19 protein-coding genes and 1 pseudogene are annotated in these 18,264 nt (G+C 45.5%); 8 read left to right on the plus strand and 12 right to left on the minus strand.

Annotated features, from left to right (window positions below):
• Positions 1-129: 129 nt before the first annotated feature.
• Positions 130-282 (minus strand): annotated as a pseudogene (locus ICN48_RS13945) (alkylphosphonate utilization protein); the annotation flags it as partial.
• Between the two features lie 66 nt (positions 283-348).
• Between ICN48_RS13945 and ICN48_RS11320 the strand changes: the two are divergent.
• Positions 349-2,148 (plus strand): AsmA family protein, encoded by a 1,800-nt coding sequence (locus tag ICN48_RS11320; RefSeq protein WP_216153791.1) that lies wholly within the window; start codon positions 349-351, stop codon positions 2,146-2,148.
• An 87-nt stretch (positions 2,149-2,235) separates the two neighbouring features.
• On the opposite strand, the gene ICN48_RS11325 is transcribed toward ICN48_RS11320, so the two are convergent.
• The 3 genes from ICN48_RS11325 to ICN48_RS11335 all read right to left on the minus strand — a co-directional run bounded on the left by ICN48_RS11325 (position 2,236) and on the right by ICN48_RS11335 (position 3,082).
• On the minus strand, positions 2,236-2,583 hold the full coding sequence (locus tag ICN48_RS11325; RefSeq protein ID WP_216153792.1) for a phage holin family protein: 348 nt from the start codon (positions 2,581-2,583) through the stop codon (positions 2,236-2,238).
• A gap of 61 nt (positions 2,584-2,644) precedes the next feature.
• The gene (locus ICN48_RS11330) at positions 2,645-2,845 is read right to left on the minus strand and encodes a SlyX family protein (protein ID WP_216153793.1); all 201 of its coding nucleotides are present in this window, start codon (positions 2,843-2,845) and stop codon (positions 2,645-2,647) included.
• A gap of 15 nt (positions 2,846-2,860) precedes the next feature.
• Entirely contained in the window at positions 2,861-3,082 is a 222-nt protein-coding gene (locus ICN48_RS11335) for a hypothetical protein (RefSeq protein WP_216153794.1), read from the minus strand.
• Positions 3,083-3,115: 33 nt separating this feature from the next.
• Here ICN48_RS11335 and ICN48_RS11340 point away from each other — a divergent pair, with 33 nt between their 5' ends.
• The gene (locus ICN48_RS11340; protein ID WP_216153795.1) at positions 3,116-4,114 is read left to right on the plus strand and encodes an LLM class flavin-dependent oxidoreductase; all 999 of its coding nucleotides are present in this window, start codon (positions 3,116-3,118) and stop codon (positions 4,112-4,114) included.
• Here ICN48_RS11340 and ICN48_RS11345 read toward each other — a convergent pair.
• Both ICN48_RS11345 and ICN48_RS11350 read right to left on the minus strand, forming a co-directional pair.
• Entirely contained in the window at positions 4,109-4,525 is a 417-nt protein-coding gene (locus ICN48_RS11345; protein WP_216153796.1) for a putative toxin-antitoxin system toxin component, PIN family, read from the minus strand. The two genes, ICN48_RS11340 and ICN48_RS11345, sit on opposite strands and share 6 nt — an antisense overlap.
• Before the next feature lie 9 nt (positions 4,526-4,534).
• Positions 4,535-5,080: a YaeQ family protein gene (locus tag ICN48_RS11350; protein ID WP_216153797.1), complete on the minus strand. Its 546-nt coding sequence runs from the start codon at positions 5,078-5,080 to the stop codon at positions 4,535-4,537.
• Between the two features lie 120 nt (positions 5,081-5,200).
• Between ICN48_RS11350 and ICN48_RS11355 the strand changes: the two genes are divergently transcribed.
• Positions 5,201-6,814, plus strand: coding sequence for an NAD(P)/FAD-dependent oxidoreductase (locus tag ICN48_RS11355; RefSeq protein ID WP_216153798.1), 1,614 nt, complete (start codon positions 5,201-5,203; stop codon positions 6,812-6,814).
• A 118-nt stretch (positions 6,815-6,932) separates the two neighbouring features.
• On the opposite strand, the gene ICN48_RS11360 is transcribed toward ICN48_RS11355, so the two are convergent.
• Positions 6,933-7,529 carry an AAA family ATPase gene (locus tag ICN48_RS11360; RefSeq protein ID WP_216153799.1) on the minus strand — a complete coding sequence of 199 codons (597 nt, stop codon included), beginning with the start codon at positions 7,527-7,529 and terminating at the stop codon, positions 6,933-6,935.
• Positions 7,530-7,596: 67 nt separating this feature from the next.
• On the opposite strand from ICN48_RS11360, the gene ICN48_RS11365 reads away from it, so the two are divergent.
• Positions 7,597-9,543, plus strand: coding sequence for an ATP-binding cassette domain-containing protein (locus ICN48_RS11365; RefSeq protein WP_216153800.1), 1,947 nt, complete (start codon positions 7,597-7,599; stop codon positions 9,541-9,543).
• A 9-nt stretch (positions 9,544-9,552) separates the two neighbouring features.
• Here the strand turns inward: ICN48_RS11365 and ICN48_RS11370 are convergent, their stop codons facing one another.
• From ICN48_RS11370 to ICN48_RS11385, 4 genes are all read right to left on the minus strand, one after another.
• Positions 9,553-9,861, minus strand: a complete 309-nt coding sequence (locus ICN48_RS11370; protein ID WP_216153801.1) for a chaperone modulator CbpM — start codon at positions 9,859-9,861, stop codon at positions 9,553-9,555.
• Between the two features lie 5 nt (positions 9,862-9,866).
• Positions 9,867-10,847 (minus strand): DnaJ C-terminal domain-containing protein, encoded by a 981-nt coding sequence (locus ICN48_RS11375; RefSeq protein WP_216153802.1) that lies wholly within the window; start codon positions 10,845-10,847, stop codon positions 9,867-9,869.
• Positions 10,848-10,908: 61 nt separating this feature from the next.
• Positions 10,909-12,456: a UxaA family hydrolase gene (locus tag ICN48_RS11380; protein WP_216153803.1), complete on the minus strand. Its 1,548-nt coding sequence runs from the start codon at positions 12,454-12,456 to the stop codon at positions 10,909-10,911.
• 217 nt (positions 12,457-12,673) lie between these two features.
• Positions 12,674-13,609 carry a 3-hydroxyacyl-CoA dehydrogenase family protein gene (locus ICN48_RS11385; RefSeq protein ID WP_216153804.1) on the minus strand — a complete coding sequence of 312 codons (936 nt, stop codon included), beginning with the start codon at positions 13,607-13,609 and terminating at the stop codon, positions 12,674-12,676.
• 140 nt (positions 13,610-13,749) lie between these two features.
• Between ICN48_RS11385 and ICN48_RS11390 the strand changes: the two genes are divergently transcribed.
• From ICN48_RS11390 to ICN48_RS11405, 4 genes are read left to right on the plus strand one after another with little or no spacing between them, the layout of a single operon-like run.
• Complete coding sequence (locus ICN48_RS11390; protein WP_255539555.1) at positions 13,750-14,682, plus strand: SMP-30/gluconolactonase/LRE family protein; 933 nt, start codon at positions 13,750-13,752, stop codon at positions 14,680-14,682.
• Position 14,683: 1 nt separating this feature from the next.
• Positions 14,684-15,418, plus strand: coding sequence for a GntR family transcriptional regulator (locus ICN48_RS11395; RefSeq protein ID WP_216153805.1), 735 nt, complete (start codon positions 14,684-14,686; stop codon positions 15,416-15,418).
• A 6-nt stretch (positions 15,419-15,424) separates the two neighbouring features.
• The gene (locus ICN48_RS11400; protein WP_216153806.1) at positions 15,425-16,474 is read left to right on the plus strand and encodes an Ldh family oxidoreductase; all 1,050 of its coding nucleotides are present in this window, start codon (positions 15,425-15,427) and stop codon (positions 16,472-16,474) included.
• A gap of 26 nt (positions 16,475-16,500) precedes the next feature.
• The gene (locus ICN48_RS11405) at positions 16,501-17,484 is read left to right on the plus strand and encodes a tripartite tricarboxylate transporter substrate binding protein (RefSeq protein WP_216153807.1); all 984 of its coding nucleotides are present in this window, start codon (positions 16,501-16,503) and stop codon (positions 17,482-17,484) included.
• A 23-nt stretch (positions 17,485-17,507) separates the two neighbouring features.
• Here ICN48_RS11405 and ICN48_RS11410 read toward each other — a convergent pair whose 3' ends face one another.
• On the minus strand, positions 17,508-18,209 hold the full coding sequence (locus ICN48_RS11410; protein ID WP_216153808.1) for a pirin family protein: 702 nt from the start codon (positions 18,207-18,209) through the stop codon (positions 17,508-17,510).
• Positions 18,210-18,264 lie beyond the last annotated feature (55 nt).

Here is an 18,264-nt window from a genome sequence, read left to right on the forward strand (position 1 = left end):
GATCTGAGCAAAACTAAGTTGTGGATTGATTGTGCTGGTCATTACTTATCTCGATTGGAGTTGATAAGTAAATAACGTTTGATGAGATGCTTAGGTTGTCATGAGGGGTGAATAAATCTGCGTTTCCTTAGCATCCTTAACAATCAACCCAGCATCCGCTTCTTCAGCTATGCCCGCGATTGGCCATTCATGGCCGCACTGTGCACAAACGTAATTTTCCCCGTCAGGGTAGGTCATATCCTCCTGGCAGGCGGGACACTTTGGTAGATTCTCTGTGCTCATGGGCATATTTTAGTCCATGGGTACTGAGTCTCCACTAATTGCCTTCACAGGATTTAGAATGAACACGTGAATAAAACTCTTAAAATTTTCCTTATTGTCCTTACGGGTTGCCTTGTGATATTGGGACTAGGTGCTTTTTATGCATCATCCTTTGTTAATCCTGCACAGGTAACTAAGCTCTTGAGCTCTTCGGTCAAAGAAGCTACTGGACGAGAGTTAAAAATTACTGGACCAATCAGTTTGAGTATTTTTCCGTCCATTAGCGTAAAAGCGGAGCAGCTAGCTTTGAGTAATGCATCCTGGGCAAGCACTCCCGATATGCTGACCTTTAAGAAGGTCGAGTTAGACATTAGGTTGTGGCCCTTACTCAAGGGCAGCGTTGAGATCAGCAAAATTGGTGTGTTAGGACTGGAGGTTAATTTACAGACTAACAAAGCTGGGGAGGGTAATTGGAATTTAACTGCACCAGTCTTGGCTACCAATAATTTAGCAACTCAAACAACAATAGATAGCTCCTCTAACAGTGCGTTTCTCTCGTTTCAGACTTTAGATATTGTGGATGCACGTATTAATTATCAAGATGACAATCAAGCCGCTAAGTCATTAAAGATTCCTAAATTAAACCTTGATGCGAAAGATGGAAAATCTACGATTCTGATGGATCTCCAATATCCCAACTACACGCTGAATCTCAAAGGCAAAACAGGATCGTTGCGTACCGCTTATTTTGCTTGGGATCAATCCCCCGTAAAAACGGATCTCGATATGCTTCTTACCCTGAATGGAAAGTCACTTGCGATTACGGGGGAGATTGATAAGAAGCCTCATGTATTACCGCAATTTAATATCAACCTCAACTCAAAATCATTTGATTTGGCTCCTTTGGCGGGGTCGGCTGTGATTGCTGGCTCAAAGGGAAAAGCCAGCCATGCAACCCCGCATAAATCTCAAGGCAAGTATTTTTTCTCTGATGAGGCATTGCCTTTCGATCTGCTGCCTTTGGCTGATGGATTGATCAATATCAATATTGCTGAACTTGGAATGCCGGATCAGGCCCCATTTACCAATTTTAAGGCGACCCTGCAATTTAAGAAAAATGCCATTGATGCAAACGATGTCAGTTTTAATGTTGGCAAAGGAAGCGCCCAAGCACAAATTTCTATTTCACAGTTTGATGGCCCATCACCAAAATTCACCATCAAGGGTTTGGCTAAGGACTTTACTTTGGAGCAAATTATTGCCACTACTGATTCCAGTGCTAGAGTTTCTGGTGGAGATACGAAGGTAGCTTGGAACTTACAGGGAAGTGGAGTAAGTCCACATCAAATGGCTAGCCGAGCAAATGGCGCCATTCAGGTTTCAGTAGGCCCAAGCAAATTAGATTCTAAGTTCATCAATAAGGGCGGGGACTTTGTTATTACAGCAATAGATGCAATCAATCCGATGTACAAAAAATCGAATCAGACTGTATTGGATTGCGCTGTTGCTTATTTGCCGGTTAGCGGAGGGGTAGTGAATATTCAGAATTCAGTTGGCGTTGAAACTGACCGACTCGATATCACCTTAGCAGGCTCCATTAATCTTGCTAACGAAGCTGTCAATATCAGCATTAATCCAAGAGAAAAATCAGGCCTGACAACCGGCTTAGATCTTGCTGGACTGGTGAAAATTGAGGGAACCTTACAAAACCCACAAACTGGGGTCAATAAGGCGGGAGTAGTGAATAGCGCCGTCTCGATTGGACTAGGCTTTTTAACTGGCGGAATCAGTATTGCCGCAGAGAATGCCAAATCAATGGCGACCAAGTCACAGCCATGTAAAACAGCGCTGCATCCTTGGTCGGATATCTATCCTGCGGGCAAGTAAGTCTAACTAAGTTTAACTAAATTTAACTAAGCCAAACAAAGTCAGACTAAGTCAGACTAAGTCAAGCAAAGCTCGCAAAACTGTTTCTTAAAAAACTAAGCCGCTGACAAAGAGACTGAATAAAGAAATAAAGATGCTGGCAAAGAATGCGGTCCAGAAGCTAGAGATCGTAAAGCCGCTTACCACTGCAGAAACCAGCATCAATACTATTGCATTAACCACGAGTAAGAAGAGGCCCATGGTCACTACGGTGAGCGGTAGCGTGAACAACACCAACAATGGTTTGACGATTGCGTTGGCAAAGCCCAATAGCAAGGCAGCAATGATGAGTGAGCCACCATCTGCAAAGCGCAGGCCGCTAAAGATATAGCTAGCAACCCAAAGGGATAAAGAAGTTAAGCCCCACTGGACTAGAAATAGCGTTAAGTTGCTCATGGATAATTCCTTTGCTTGTGTTGTAAGGGGGTTAATGCCTAATACCTATATTAGCAGTTGATTAATAGTGCGGGGGGATTTCATCTTTCAGACTTCCGCCACCACCTCCGCTGCTACTGGCTTGCTCTTTAATTGCCTTTAGTTCGCGATACAGAAATTCAATTTGCTGCTGCTGTTTATAAACAGTCTCATTGAGTTTTTCAATTAAGTCTTCAGTGAAGCTGAGTTTGATTTCTAGATTGGTAATGCGTTCTTCAGACATAGTCAGTTAGCCTTTTTATTCTGAGATGAGTTCAAAGCGCCCATCTTCCATTTCTGCTTTTGGTCTGACCCAAAAGTCATGAGATTGTAGGGATTCATAAACATAAGCCGGCTCTAAGGTTGCTTCCACGTTTGCCAAAAAAACGACTTTATAAAAACCGCCAGTCTTGATGTGCTTAAGTTTGTTACCTGGCTTAAAGAGGCCATCGTCAGGGTCAGCCATTTTGGGTTTACTCATGTCAACAATGCACTTTCTCGGTATGATCTAGCGATGGCAAATTCCATCCCATACTCCATTCTAGATATATCTCCGATTCCTCAGGGGTTTACTGCTGCTGATGCGCTGCGAAACTCCTTGGATGTGGCAAGGCATGCTGAAAAATGGGGATACACGCGCTACTGGGTAGCAGAGCACCACAATATGACCGGTAATGCGAGTTCAGCTACAGCTGTATTGATTGGCTACATTGCTGCTGGCACCTCTCACATTCGAGTAGGTTCTGGTGGCGTGATGTTGCCTAACCATGCACCTCTGGTTATTGCTGAGCAATTTGGCACCTTAGAGGCTTTGTATCCTGGACGGATTGAGCTCGGATTGGGTAGGGCGCCCGGTACTGACCAAATGACGGCAAGGGCATTACGCCGAGATTTGCTCGGAAGCGATGATCGTTTTCCACATGACGTCCGAGAGCTCCAGCATTATTTTGGCCCGCTTCAGGAGGGGCAATCCGTCAAAGCCATTCCAGGTATGGGTAGCAATGTACCCATCTGGATTTTGGGCTCTAGTCTCTATGGCGCTCAATTAGCGGCACACTTTGGCCTACCTTATGCCTTTGCTTCTCACTTTGCGCCAGAGCAACTCCTAGAGGCAATAAAGATTTACCGAGAACTTTTTAAACCATCAGTCCAGCAAGCTCAACCATATTCAGCATTTGTGATGAATGTAGTGGCGGCAGATACTGATGAAGAAGCTCAGCATCTATTTACAACCCTGCAACAGAATGTTGTCAGAATGCGCAGGAACACAAGAGGGCAGTTGCCGCCTCCTATCGCTGACATGAATGCATTCTGCGAGCCTCATGAGCGGGCAGCGGCAGATCATACTTTGCAGGTCTCAGTAGTGGGTTCGCTAGAGACTGTAAGGAAGGGCATGCGTCACTGGTTGGATCTCACTGGCGCCAATGAGCTTGTTCTTACCGGTCAAATATTTGATCATCAAGCTCGCCTTAGATCATTTGAGGTTGCAGCAGAAGCTGCACAAGGTTTATAGATCGAATACTGTGTAATCGGCAGTAATCGAAACCTGCTCTGTTGCTGCCTTATTCGCAAATCGAAGAACTTCATTGTCTTTGCTAATTAATGTGCAAGGTTTTACCGTATAGGCAAGGTCTAAGAAGACCTGATCGTCTGGATCATTGCATGCCCAAGGTGCCTTGTTTAAGCTTTGATCATCCAGCATTCTTGCTAGGTTCTGCCATTGCAGATAGATTTTCTTTTGCTGTACATCGTCAAGCGAAAACAATGGACGCGCAATGACGTCAGCGAATTCTTCTAATGTATTTGGGGTTGCTAAAGCATCTAATTGACCTTCGATTAGTGCTTGCTTTAAATGAAGCGCTCGAAAGTCATTAAAGACAAAAAGATCTAACAAGACATTGGTATCGAAAACAACCACTTTCATATTGCAGGCCTATTGATTGTTACGCCAAATCTCTGGAGTAATAGTCACCTGGCCTTGATCGGAGGAGACATACGCTTCACCATCCTGAATATTTACGTGAATGACCATACTACGTTCAACCAACTTGTTCAGATCTTCCGCTTGCTCTGCTGGAATGGAAACCACTTGTAAGTTGCGAGCGCGCGTCAGCTTATTTGCGATACCATCCCACCAGATTTTGCTGGTATGACCGCCATAGCAATACACAATTACTTGATCTGAACGGCCACAGGCTTTCAGAATGCGGCGCTCATCTGGCTGACCAATCTCAATCCACAGCTTGATAGCATCAGTAAGATCTTTGATCCACAGATCCGGTTCATCCGTATCACTTAAACCCTTTGTAAATACCAAATCCTCATGCGCCTGTAATGCAAAGGCGATGATACGGATCATCATCCGTTGCTCAGTCTCAGAAGGGTGCTTAGCGATAGTGAGGGAGTGGCTGCCATAGTAGTGGCGGTCAGAATCTGCGACGTGAAGGTCGGCTTTGTGGATAGTTGCGCGTAGAGCCATGACGCATTATCGCCTTTAAAGGCTAACTCCTGGCTTGAGTAGGCTCATAACCAGTATTATTTGGCCAGAGGCTCCTGATGAGCCTAGAAATGCCTCAAATTACTGTGTATCGTAAAACCCATGATCCGTATTACTGAATTACGTCTGCCCATTGACCATGCTCCTGAAGCAGTGGAGAAGGCGATTCTTAAGCGTCTTAATTTAGACGCTAAAGAGTTAATCGCTTTCGATGTCTTTAAGCGTAGTTACGATGCCCGAAAAAACGTTGCGCTCTCTTTTATTTACGCGGTTGATGTATCCGCAAAGCATGAAGATACTCTGCTCAAGGAATTTTCAGGCGACAGCCATGTAAGACCATCCCCGGATACGAGCTATCACTTTGTTGCTAAAGCGCCTGATTCAATAGCTGATGGCAACTTGCTAAGACCAGTTGTCGTTGGATTTGGACCATGCGGAATTTTTGCTGCATTGGTTTTGGCGCAGATGGGTTTCAAGCCGATTGTTCTTGAGCGTGGCAAAAAAGTACGTGAGCGCACTCAAGACACCTGGGGTTTATGGCGCAAAAATGTGCTCAATCCAGAATCCAATGTGCAATTTGGTGAGGGTGGAGCCGGTACATTTTCAGATGGGAAGTTGTATAGCCAAATTAAAGATCCCAAGTTTTATGGCCGAAAGGTCATTAATGAGTTTGTGAAAGCCGGTGCTCCACAAGAAATTACTTATGTAGCCAAACCCCATATCGGCACTTTCCGCTTAGTGGGCGTTGTAGAGAAGATGCGTCAGGAAATCATTGACCTAGGCGGGGAGATTCGGTTTTCACAAAAGGTCATTGGCTTTGATATCGAGAATGAACAAATTACTGGGGTCAAAATAGAGGGTCAGCCTGATTTACCAGCTAACCATGTGATATTGGCGCTTGGCCACAGTGCGCGTGATACTTTTGAAGCCCTGCATCATGCGGGCGTCTTCATGGAATCCAAACCATTCTCGGTCGGCTTTCGAATTGAGCATCCTCAGTCCCTGATTGATAAAGCACGTCTTGGCCCCCATGCTGGCAATGAACTCATTGGCGCAGCAGATTACAAATTAGTCCATCACGCCAAAAATGGCCGTGCAGTTTATAGTTTTTGTATGTGTCCAGGCGGAACAGTAGTTGCCGCTACCTCCGAGCCTAATCGTGTGGTGACCAATGGCATGAGTCAGTACTCTCGTAACGAACGCAATGCCAACGCCGGTATCGTTGTTGGCATTACTCCAGAGGATTATCCTGGTGGCCCACTTGCGGGAATTGAGTTTCAGCGCGCCATTGAATCTAAGGCTTTTGAATTAGGTGGCAGAACTTATGAGGCACCAGGTCAACTGATTGGTGATTTTCTGGAGGGTAAGCCTTCCACTCAGTTCGGTAGTGTTACACCTTCCTATAAGCCTGGCGTTCATTTAACCGATCTTGCGGAAAGTTTGCCTGCTTATGCAATCGAGGCAATTCGGGAGGCTATTCCTGCCTTTGAAAAGCAAATCAAGGGCTTTTCCATGAAAGATGCCGTATTAACTGGTGTGGAGACACGCACCTCATCTCCATTGCGAATTACCAGGGGCAATAACTACCAAAGCTTGAATATCAAAGGCCTTTATCCAGCGGGTGAGGGTGCGGGCTATGCCGGTGGAATCTTGTCTGCAGGTGTCGATGGGATTAAAGTAGCAGAAGCAGTGGCGCTAGACTATCTGTCAAAGTAAATCTTGCGTAAGAGCTCTTAGTCGAGCCGGTATGTCTTACAAGTTCTAAGAATTCAGTTCTCAGATCATGCGATAGAGCTCCCTAGGGCTCTATTTTTTTTGCCTTCTCAATCTGTTGTTATTGCACTAAGGCGTCAATAAGTCTTGTAAAGGCCGCTTCATTAAAGGATGAGTTATTAAAGCGGTGTAAAGCAGGGTGGATTGGTGGCTCTGTTCTGCGCTTGGCATATTGATCCCAGTGAATGAGTTTCCATTGGTCCCGTGGGTCAGCCCGTTTCGCCATCCGCTTTTTGGCCTCCAACTCTGCCAGATCAATCCAAGCAATCTGTATGGAGGTCTGTGGTGGCATCCCTAATGCTTGTGAATTAAGCATCCTGCCACTTTGAATTTCTTTTGAGAATGGCCCGACCAGAATGACATTGACTCCCAGAAGCAAATTCTCCCTGGCAGTATCAATGAGGCCTTGGTACTCCCAATCACGTAGGTTTTCCAAATAGAAGGGGCTATCACGGTCATTGGGGTTCTGAGTATTCAGTTGCATGACATGGGCACTAAAAGCACCGTATACAGTGTCTTTATCTAAAAAGAAAAAATCTTCTCCTGTTTTCTCAATAATTAGGGGCAGGGCCTTTTTGGCAAGAGTCGACTTCCCGGTGCCGGCATGTCCTGCAAAGAGGATCAGGCGGGGCGCAGAGGGAGTTAATTTGCAAACCATAAGTTGCTAGTCTCGCAGAAATTGATGAAAATATCTCCTCTTTTGGGGAAGTGACGATAATGTCGCCATGGCTTTAATCGTACTCACTGATGCAAAACTGGCTTTTGGCCACGTTGACCTCCTCGCAAACACTGCTTTTTCACTCGAATCGGGTGAGCGTGTTGGCTTAATTGGCCGCAATGGCACTGGCAAATCTTCTTTATTGAAGATCTTGGCTGGTATCGAAAAAATGGATGATGGCCTGCTGCAATATCAGCAAAGCCTTCGCATTGCTTATGTTCCCCAAGAGCCTATCTTTGAGGCTGAAGAAACTGTTTTTGATGCTGTTTCAAAAGGCGTTTCACAAGCGAAAGCATTGCGCGAAGAATACGAAGCGCTTAGTGTTGGCGAATGGGATGATGCATCTCATCATCGCTTAGACGAAGTGCAGTCGCAATTAGAAGCACTGAGTGGTTGGAATTGGGAGCAACGCGTTCATGAAACTTTGGATCGATTGCATCTCGAGGCGAACCTTAAAATCAATACACTTTCTGGCGGTACAAAGAAACGGGTTGCCTTAGCGCGTGCTTTAGTAGAGATGCCTGATGTGCTTTTGCTAGATGAGCCAACCAACCACTTGGATTTAGATTCGATTGCCTGGTTAGAAGAGTTGCTCAAGGAGTATCAAGGCTCAGTCATTTTGATTACCCATGACCGCGCCTTCTTAGATAACGTTTGCACACAAATTGTGGAGTTAGATCGTGGCATTCTGCGAAGCTATCCTGGAAACTTTACTCAGTATGAAGTTCTTAAGGAGCAAGAGCTTAATTCTGAATCTCTAGCCAATGCCCGCGCCGATAAATTATTGGCGCAAGAGGAGGTCTGGATACGTAAAGGGGTGGAGGCGCGTCGTACACGAAGTGTTGCCAGAATTGCCCGTTTAGAAAATTTACGCAGTAGTCGTGCTGAGCGCAGAGATGCAATGGGGCAGGTGAAGTTAGCAGTTTCTGCTGGTGATCGAAGCGGCAAGATTGTGGCTGATTTGCAGAACGTGAGTAAAACCTATGATCGTCCGATTGTGAAAGATTTCACGGCGACGATTTTGCGCGGCGATAAGGTTGGTTTACTAGGTCCTAACGGCGCAGGCAAAACAACCTTGCTGAAATTGATATTAGGAACGATTGCACCTGACTCAGGTACTGCAACAATGGGTACTCGGATTGAGGTAGCCTACTTTGATCAAATGCGCGAAGGTTTAGACCTGAATGCTTCATTAGAAGATTACATCAGTCCTGGCAGCGAATGGATTGAAATCAATGGCAATAAAAAGCATGTCAAGAGTTACTTAAGCGACTTCTTGTTTGCACCTGAGAGAACCAATTCCCCAGTTAGCACTTTATCTGGTGGCGAGCGTAACCGTTTGCTATTAGCGCGCTTATTTGCCCGCCCTGCAAACGTCTTGGTCTTGGATGAGCCAACCAATGACTTAGATATTGATACCTTGGATTTGCTGGAGCAACTTCTGCAAGACTATAAAGGCACAGTATTCCTCGTAAGTCATGATCGCTACTTCTTAGATAACGTTGTCACTAGCATTATTGCTAATGAAGGCGATGGTTTCTGGAGAGAGTATGAGGGTGGCTACGAAGATTGGAAAATCCAGAAAGCGCGTTCAGACAAAATTCGAGCAGCCAATACAAAATCTGGGGATAAAGCAGAGGCTAAGGCAGATGCAAAGATCGACGCCAAGGTCGAAGCTAAGGTGGAAGCTAAGGCAGAAAATAAACCAGTCGCTAAAAGTGGCGTTCAAAAGCTCAATGGCAAAGAGCGCCAAGAATTAGAAGTGTTGCCGTTGCAAATTGAGACGCTAGAAACAGAGCAGGCTGATATTGGTATTGCGATGAGCAACCCAGATCTCTATAAAAATGAACCTGAGTTAGCTGCAAGCATGCAGGCGCGTTTGAGTGAAATTACTGCCGACTTAGATCAAAAGCTCCAGCGATGGGAGCAGCTTTTAAGTCGTTCAGGGTCTTAACGTTATTGCCTAGCCGCGTGGCAAACGAGCGCGCAGTTGGGCAATTTCATCCAGCAGGTCTAGTGCCAGGGCAACGCCTGGGACATTCAACTCTAGATCATGAGTCAGGTGCGCTGCAGTTTTCGCTCTTCTTAAAGAGTCGCCACTAAAACGCCAATCTTCAGGTGATGATCCTGCTGGGCTGAGCACTCCCTCTGAAACCCAGGTCATGATGAGATCTTCTGGTGTGCGTGATGCATGAGAAAGCTCAACAATCGTCATATGAACTTCATTCTCTACAACTGCGCCTTCAATCCAGGTGATATTGGTTGGTGTCATCTCGATCATCCCTTCAAGTGAGTTCTGGGGTTGAAATCAAAAGCCTTTTCAAAAGATTGATAGGCTTCTTTATGTGCATCCGTATCGGCTGGTGGCAGAGCGATAGAGGGCACAACATAGAGATCGCCTATCTCTGCACTTGGAATGCCTTTGCCTTTGAGTCGCATTTTGCGGCCCGCAACTGTTCCTGCTGGGATCTTTAGTTCTAAGGTGCTTCCAGCTGGAGTTGGTACCTTGACCGTTGTTCCTAGAGCAGCCTCCCACGGGGCTAAGGGAATATCGATGAAGACATCCTTACCTTCAATGCGATAGATAGCGTTAGGGTGAAAATCAATTTCGAGATAAAGGTCGCCCGCAGGACCTTCACCAACACCAGGCCCACCTTGTCCAGAGAGCCTCAGGTTTTGTCCTGCCTTAATACCTTTGGGTATGCTGATATCTAACTTGCGCTCTTGGGTACTGACATGACCAGCTGCATCTTGCACGGGCATGTGCAAGGTAATCGTCCGTTTGGCGCCGTTATAAGCATCGGCCAGATCAATTAAAATTTTAGCGTGATGATCTTGGCCTTTGAAGTTCATTCCTTGACGTGCGTTACCACCGCGTCCACCTTGGCGATGTTTACCTCTGCCAAATAGTGATTCAAAGAACTCGCTTTGATCTCCTTCAAAGCCGCCGCCGTAACCAGGGTGACCACCCCCGAATCCGCCATCAGAATATTCAAAACCTTCATTCCAATTTGGGGGAGGGGTAAAGTCTTGACCGTTTTTCCAGTTCTCGCCAAAGCGATCATAGGCTGCGCGTTTCTCGGTATCTTTTAAAACAGCGTATGCCTCACCGATTTGCTTGAACTGCTCTTCAGCGCCAGCCTCTTTGTTTACGTCCGGATGGTACTTGCGAGCCAGCTTGCGATAGGCTGTCTTAATCTCCGCTTCAGTAGCGCCGCGAGCAACGCCAAGTGTTTCGTAGTAATCCCTAAATTTCATAAGCTTGTTTCAGTTCGGTTTCTATCTGGGTTGAGCTAATAGGATTAATTCTACAGTTCTCTTAGCTCATTACCCCAATTTGCCAAGGTACGAATTCATAGTCACCCAAACCAAGGAGTTCACTCTTGGAGGCTTCTCCGGATGCGGTTCTAAGGAAGAGTTCAAATATCCTTTGACCCATCTCCTGAACAGACACGGTCCCATCTAGGATTTCGCCACAGTTAATATCCATGTCTTCTGTAAGTCGTTGATACATTGGAGTATTAGTAGCAAGTTTGATGCAGGGCGCTGGTTTAGAGCCAAACATGGAGCCGCGGCCGGTAGTAAAGGCAATAAGATTGGCGCCTCCAGCTATCTGGCCAGTGGCTGATACGGGATCAAAGCCAGGGGTATCCATAAATACAAAGCCTTTAGTGTTTACCGGTTCAGCGTATTTATAGACTTCCATGAGGGGGCCAGTGCCGCCTTTCATAGAGGAACCTAAGGATTTTTCAAAGATATTAGCTAGGCCGCCGATTTGATTTCCAGGACTCACTTGCCCATTAATTTGGACATCTCTACCAACAGAGTATTCATCCTTCCACCAGCGAATCCGTTTAATCAGCTTTTCACCAACCGCTTGATTTACTGCGCGGCGGGTAAGGGTGTGTTCAACACCATAAATCTCTGGAGTTTCGGAAAGAATTCCAGTGCCACCATGGCGAGACAAAATATCGATTGCTGCTCCTAAAGCAGGGTTAGCAGTAATAGAAGAAAACCCATCGGATCCTCCGCATTGCAAGCCAACACATAAATGACTGGCAGAAACAGTTTCTCGTCTCGCTTTATTGGCTTCTGGTAGTAGCGCCTTTACAGCCTCTATGCCTGCCTCAATGGTTTTGCGTGTGCCGCCTGACTCTTGCATGATGAAGGTGTGTAGATTTGTACCCGCAGTTAGATCCTCTTGCTCCATTAAGCCTTTGAGTTGATTACGCTCGCAGCCAAGCCCCACAATGAGGGCGGCAGCTAGGTTGGGGTGACGTGCATAGCCCGCCATAGTACGGCGCAGTAACTCCATTGGTTCCCCGCTCATTTCCATGCCGCAACCAATGTCGTGGCTAAAAGCCACCACACCATCAACATTAGGAAAATCCTTAAGTCGCTCGGGTGTAAACCAATCGGCAATTTTATTGACTACGGTTGCTGAGCAGTTAACGGTAGAAAGAATGCCAATAAAATTACGTGTTCCCACTTTGCCATTTGATCTGACATAACCTTGGAAAGTTGCGCGCTCTGCTTCAGGCAAGAGCTCGGTTGGCTTATATTCGCTTGCGTAAGCGTAGTCACGATCAAATTCACGAAACTCAGTGTTGTGGCTGTGAACCATAGTGCCCGGTTCAATATCGACGTTAGCAAAACCCACTGTCACGTTATATTTGAGAATTGGCGCACCCTTCAGGATTTTCTTGGCGGCTATTTTGTAACCTGCAGGAACTTGGCTGCGGCTTGTGAAATTCTCACTAGGAACTTCAGCACCAATACCAATATCTACTCGAGCAACCACGATATTGTCATTGGGGTGCAGTCGAATAATCGGGCCAGCGAGTTTTTTTTCAGAGATTTCGATCATAAATTTCTTTCGATTTAATAGTTTAATTATTTAGCAGTTGCGCCAGATTTTTTAGCAATAGGGGCCCACTTGGCAGCTTCGGAATTAATATATTCGCCTAGGTATTTTGGGTGGATGGTCAGAACTTCAAAGCCTATGTTGTTCATTTGTATTTCATGTCTGAGATCGTCCATTAAGGGCGCTCGTGACCATCTTGATGGCGCTCATGGTTTCTCAATCATTCAATATTAAGAACGTCAAAAGCAGCCTTCAACCTACGAGAGTAGGAGTCGGAAACAGTTTTGATTTCTTCCGGGGTCCACTTCCTAAATCCTTCCCCAGCTTTCATACCTGTTTTCCCATCGGCCATGAGTTGAACTACTTTTGGAGGTAGGGCAGTGATATTAGAAAGCGATGGATAAATTTCCTTTGCGGCATTCGCCATCCCATCCCAGCCTGAAATTTCCTTCTGTGTCATTGGGCCCACAGCAGCGTAACGGAAGCCAAAGCTATACCTCACGGCATCATCAATATCAGCTGGCGTAGCAATTCCTTCTTGTACAAGCGAGAGCGCTTCTCTCATCAAGGCGTGTTGAATACGGTTCGCTAAAAATCCGGGAATATCCTTCTTTACAAGGACAGGTTTCTTTTCGATAGCTCTATAAAGCTCGCAAGCTTGCTCCGCATATTTAAGTTCCGTTTTTTGTCCCATAACAATCTCAACTAGGGGGACAACTTCTGCAGGCATGAAATAGTGCGCACCCATCATGCGGTTTGCTGTTTCGAGACCTTCTGCAATTTTGCTAATGGGGTAGCCTGAGCTATTGCTTCCAATAGGAATCTCTGCTGGCACTACTTGATCAAGGTATTGGAAAACTTTCTGTTTTAGTTCTAAGTTCTCGGTAACAGTCTCAATGACCCAGGAGAATTGGTCCCAGTCTTGCCAATCCTCCAAGATCCCAATGAATTGCTTCTTCTTAATGTCAGCCTCATCCTTGGTTGCGCTGTCTCCAACCATACCAATTTTCTTTGCAAGACTGATGGCTTTATCCAAACAGGCATCAGCCTTATCTTTTGTTCTACCCAATATGACGACGGGTATGTTTTGGGCAATAAAGCCAGCTGCAATTCCAGCACCCATGATTCCGGTTCCAATAACAGCTACAGATTTCATATTTTTCAACCTATTCGGTTAAGTTGTAAACAGCTTAAATTAATTTTGATCAACAAGTACTTAAGGTTATCATTATTTATGGTTTAATTGTTTAATAACAATATTTACTTATCCGTATAACTTACCACAGGTGACTCTTTATGACGATGCACAACCCTTTCCAGCCCGTTGAGAAAATTAAAACGGAAGTGTTTTCAACCATGCCAGAGAAGTTTCGCAAAAAATCCCGTACAGGATGGTCCGATCCTAACCGTCAAGGCGCAGAAGTAGAGTGCTTTTTAGAGGGGCCTTCATTCGATCGTGAAGGCAATTTGTGGTTCGTAGATATTCCCTTTGGCCGTATTTTCCGCATCGACCCCAAGGGCGAGTGGGAGCTGATTACTCAATATGATGGTTGGCCAAATGGCATGAAGTTTCATAAAGATGGGCGTGCTTTTATTTGTGACTACAAGGCGGGTTTGCTAGCGCTTGATCCAAAGACTGGAAAAATTGAAACTATCTTAGGATCAATGTATAGCGAAAACTTTAAAGGTTTGAACGATCTACACTTTGCCTCTAATGGCGATTTGTATTTCACAGATCAAGGTCAGACTGGCATTGCTGACCCAACGGGCCGCGTATTTAGATTGTGTGCAAATGGTCAACTAGATCGTTTAGCGCTTAATGTACCGAGCCCAAACGGCATTACTTTAAACACCCAGGAAAAGCATGTATTTGTAGCAGCCACTAGATCTCAGCAAATCTGGAGATTGCCTTTGATGGCTGATGGATCTGTTTCCAAGACTGGTGTGGCGATACAGCTAACAGGTGGTGTCGCGGGTCCAGACGGTATTGAAATGGACTCAGAAAATGGTTTGTTGGTATGTCATCTTGGTATTGGAATCTGGAGATTTGATAACAATATGCTGCCAACTCACTTGATTTACTCTGAGAACCCACATCACCATCATTTGGCTAATATGTGTTTTGGTGGGGCGGACGGAAAAGATCTCTACATTACCGAGTCTTTATCTGGCGATATTCTGAAAGCACGTCTGCCAGTTGCTGGTAAAAAAATGTTTGGACTTTCTTAAATTGAGTGAACGATCACCGTTATATAAGTCTCTAGCAAAAACGCTAGAGCAGCGTATTTATAACGGTGATTGGTCCGTGGGATCAGTTTTGCCTGCCGATGCGGAACTTTGTCGGGATTTTCAGTCAAGTCGGCATACGTTGCGGCATGCACTACAAATTCTGGAGGCTAATGGCCTCATTTACCGCCATCAAGGCGCGCCTACAAAAGTGGTCTCTAGACAGCGCTTACGTCGTTTCACCCAAAGCTACAACTCTCCAATCGATATTCTGAGTTATTCACGTGATACCTATCGTCAAAACATAGTTGAAGAATTTATTGAGCTTGATAAGTCTCTAAGTCAGATTGTTGGGGCGCCGATCGGATCTTCTTGGTATCACATTGGCGGAATTCGAAAGCGTCAACAGGCGGAGGAGGTCATTGCTTGGACGGATATTTATATATTGCCCCAGTTTGCTTCGTTGACAAAAGATCCAGAACATACCCAGGTAATGGTGTACGAGCAGATTGAGGAAAAATATGGCGCCCGTATCGAGAGGGCTGAGGTGGATGTATATGCCTCTCAGGTATCGCCAGAGATTGCGGAAAAACTCCGCATCAAGCCTGACACTGCGTGTCTGGTCATTATTCGCCGCTATTTTGATGATCAGGATAAGCTATTTGAAGTGACGGTAACGCATCATCCGGAAAATAAATATGTTTATAGCATGGAATTTAAAGCGAGCTCAGAGGCATAAATCACAATGAGCTATTTATCAATAAAAGATGCCGAGCGATTTATCTCAAGCGCATTGCAAGCAGAGAGGGTTCCCGCAAGTGATGCAGACATCATTGCTAGCCTCATGGTGCAGTCTGATCTTGCTGGTGCGGACGGACATGGAATTTTTCGTTTGCCCGCCTATTTAAAAAGAATCCGTGCTGGTGGCGTTAATTTGCATCCCAATATTCATATTGAGCGCGAGCAGGGTGCAACTGCGTTGATTAATGGTGACAATGCCTTAGGGCATTTGGTTATGAATAGAGCTGTCGATCTTGCCATCGAAAAGGTAAAACAGCACAGCGTATGTTGGATTGGCAGTCACTACGGCAATCATTCAGGAGCGGCTTCAGTATATGTTCGTAAGTTAGCGGAGCAGGGTTATATAGGAATTTATATGGCTGTTGGTAATGCAAATCATATGGCGCCATGGGGCGGCATTGATTTATTGCTATCAACCAATCCAATTGCCATTGCGGTGCCAGCAGGTAATGGGCCTACAGTACTTTTGGATATTGCAACTACTGTAGCGGCCTATGGAAAGGTAAAAGTGGCTGCGCAAAAGGGAGAGTCTATTCCTGATGATTGGATGATTGATCGCCAGGGTAAGCCAATAACGGATCCTAAAAAATCTGCCGAAGGATCTTTATTGCCCATTGGTGGGTATAAGGGTTATGGCTTAGCTGTCATGATTGGCTTGCTTGCAGGGGCGCTTAACAATGCAGCGGTTGGCAAAGGAACAATAGATTTCAATGCGCATCACGACTTGGTTACAAACACGGGGCAAACGATTATCGCGGTCGATCCAAGTGCGTTTGGAAACCCAGAAGATTTCATTAACAGAGTAATTGCTTTAGTCAATGATCTCAAAAATTCGTCAACATTGCCTGGGGTTAAGGAAATTCGTGTGCCTGGTGAGGGCGCAGCAAAAACAATGGCAGAGAGAAGTGAAAGGGGTATCCCGGTATCGCCCGAGTTGCTAGAAGCATTGAATACCTGCGCTCAGGAATGCGGCATCCCTGCTTTAACGTTTTAAAAATACCAAATTACTGGAGGAGACATATGTTTAAAAAACTAATAAAAAACATAGTAATAAGTGCGGTAGTTATTCCGGCGGTTGTTCCAGTATTTGCAGGGGCAGCCTGGGCAGCCTATCCTGATAAACCTATCAAGATGATGATTGGCTATGCCCCAGGAAGTTCTACTGATATTGTCGGCAGGATGATCGCTAATGATCTTAGCCTTGCTTTAAAGCAGCCCATTATTGTTGAGAACCGCGGCGGCGCAGCAGGAAGTCTGGCAGCAGATGCGGTTGCAAAAAGTGCTCCTGATGGATATACCATCTTATTCGCACAAAATGGCCTAGCCATTAATGTTGCAGCCAACCCAAAGCTTCCATTCAATGGCCAAAAAGATTTATTGCCAGTCGTTGGGGTGGCAGCTACTCCTCACATCCTGATTGTTAATAACAACTCACCAGCCAAGAGTGTTGCTGATTTAATGGCAATGCTTAAAGCTGAGCCGGGTAAATTGAGTTTTGGCTCTTCAGGTATTGGTAACTCCGATCATATGGCTGGCGAATTATTTTTAGCTACTACTGGATTACAGGCGATTCATATTCCCTATAAGGGTGGCTCGCCCGCCGCTACAGACTTAATGGGCGGGCAAATCGACTTTTATTTTGCAGGCATGCCAGTAGGCCTCCCTTTATATAAGGGCGATAAGGTAAGGGCATTGGCTGTCACCAGTAAAAATCGTTTTAGTGGCGCTTCAGAATTGGTAACAATTCAAGAGGCAGGCGTTAAAGGTTACGAGATGGCTTTGTGGCAGGGAGTATTTGTGCCTGCCAAAACGCCTCAAGCAATCATCAAGGAGTTGAATAACTCTATTTTGAAGATTCTAGAAACCCCCGAAATGAAGGACCGCTTTCAAAAGGCTGGGGTCCAAATTGCTCCGATGAATACGCAACAATTCTCTGACCTGTATTTTTCAGACATTGCTCGATGGAGGGTGGTGATCGAGAAGGCAAAGATAAAGCTAGATTAATCACCTGATCATTAAAATGGAGGTTAGGCGCTGAGGTCAAAAACCAAGACCTCAGCGTTTTTTCCATTACAAATTGCCAATCGATCTTCTTCTTGAAATAAGAGGGCATCCCCAGCATCCAACACTTGACCATTCACATTAAGTGAGCCATGAATAAGGTGAACGTAAAATTTCCTATTGGGATCTAATGTTAGATCGAATGATTGACCCTTATCAAAGAGTCCAGCATATATCCTGGCATCTGCATGAATTTTTACAGCACCATCATTTCCGGTGGGGAATGCGATGATGCGCAGCTTGCCATCTTTTTCTATTTCAGGGATGGATTGTTGTTCGTAGCCGGGCTCAATCTCCGAAACATTTGGCTCTATCCAGATTTGCAGAAAATGCGTAGTTTGATCTTTGGCGTGATTGAACTCGCTATGGGTTACTCCACTACCCGCGCTCATACGTTGGACATCTCCAGGCGGAATCCCTTTGACATTGCCCATGCTGTCCTCATGTGCCAACTCTCCAGACAGTACGTAGCTAATAATTTCCATATTGCGGTGGCTGTGCTTGCCAAAGCCCATTCCTGCAGCGATCCGATCCTCATTAATCACTCTAAGGTTTCCCCAGCCCATAAAGCGGGGGTCATGGTAGCCGGCAAATGAAAAGGAGTGGAAGCTTTTGAGCCAGCCATGGTCGGCATAGCCACGTTCTTGGGATCTTCTAAGATTTATCATGTTGTAGGAGGCATTCAAAGTTCGGTTGAAAGAATCAGAATAAGCCTATTATCAT

The organism is Polynucleobacter sp. JS-Safj-400b-B2 (genome assembly GCF_018881975.1).
Classification (GTDB): Bacteria; Pseudomonadota; Gammaproteobacteria; order Burkholderiales; family Burkholderiaceae; genus Polynucleobacter.

Coding starts and splice junctions, on each gene's coding strand:
- ICN48_RS11325 (WP_216153792.1), bottom strand. CDS start 2,583: ATGAGCAACTTAACGCTATTTCTAGTCCAGTGGGGCTTAACTTCTTTA.
- ICN48_RS11330 (WP_216153793.1), bottom strand. CDS start 2,845: ATGTCTGAAGAACGCATTACCAATCTAGAAATCAAACTCAGCTTCACT.
- ICN48_RS11335 (WP_216153794.1), bottom strand. CDS start 3,082: ATGAGTAAACCCAAAATGGCTGACCCTGACGATGGCCTCTTTAAGCCA.
- ICN48_RS11340 (WP_216153795.1), top strand. CDS start 3,116: ATGGCAAATTCCATCCCATACTCCATTCTAGATATATCTCCGATTCCT.
- ICN48_RS11345 (WP_216153796.1), bottom strand. CDS start 4,525: ATGAAAGTGGTTGTTTTCGATACCAATGTCTTGTTAGATCTTTTTGTC.
- ICN48_RS11350 (WP_216153797.1), bottom strand. CDS start 5,080: ATGGCTCTACGCGCAACTATCCACAAAGCCGACCTTCACGTCGCAGAT.
- ICN48_RS11355 (WP_216153798.1), top strand. CDS start 5,201: ATGATCCGTATTACTGAATTACGTCTGCCCATTGACCATGCTCCTGAA.
- ICN48_RS11360 (WP_216153799.1), bottom strand. CDS start 7,529: ATGGTTTGCAAATTAACTCCCTCTGCGCCCCGCCTGATCCTCTTTGCA.
- ICN48_RS11365 (WP_216153800.1), top strand. CDS start 7,597: ATGGCTTTAATCGTACTCACTGATGCAAAACTGGCTTTTGGCCACGTT.
- ICN48_RS11370 (WP_216153801.1), bottom strand. CDS start 9,861: ATGACACCAACCAATATCACCTGGATTGAAGGCGCAGTTGTAGAGAAT.
- ICN48_RS11375 (WP_216153802.1), bottom strand. CDS start 10,847: ATGAAATTTAGGGATTACTACGAAACACTTGGCGTTGCTCGCGGCGCT.
- ICN48_RS11380 (WP_216153803.1), bottom strand. CDS start 12,456: ATGATCGAAATCTCTGAAAAAAAACTCGCTGGCCCGATTATTCGACTG.
- ICN48_RS11385 (WP_216153804.1), bottom strand. CDS start 13,609: ATGAAATCTGTAGCTGTTATTGGAACCGGAATCATGGGTGCTGGAATT.
- ICN48_RS11390 (WP_255539555.1), top strand. CDS start 13,750: ATGACGATGCACAACCCTTTCCAGCCCGTTGAGAAAATTAAAACGGAA.
- ICN48_RS11400 (WP_216153806.1), top strand. CDS start 15,425: ATGAGCTATTTATCAATAAAAGATGCCGAGCGATTTATCTCAAGCGCA.
- ICN48_RS11405 (WP_216153807.1), top strand. CDS start 16,501: ATGTTTAAAAAACTAATAAAAAACATAGTAATAAGTGCGGTAGTTATT.
- ICN48_RS11410 (WP_216153808.1), bottom strand. CDS start 18,209: ATGATAAATCTTAGAAGATCCCAAGAACGTGGCTATGCCGACCATGGC.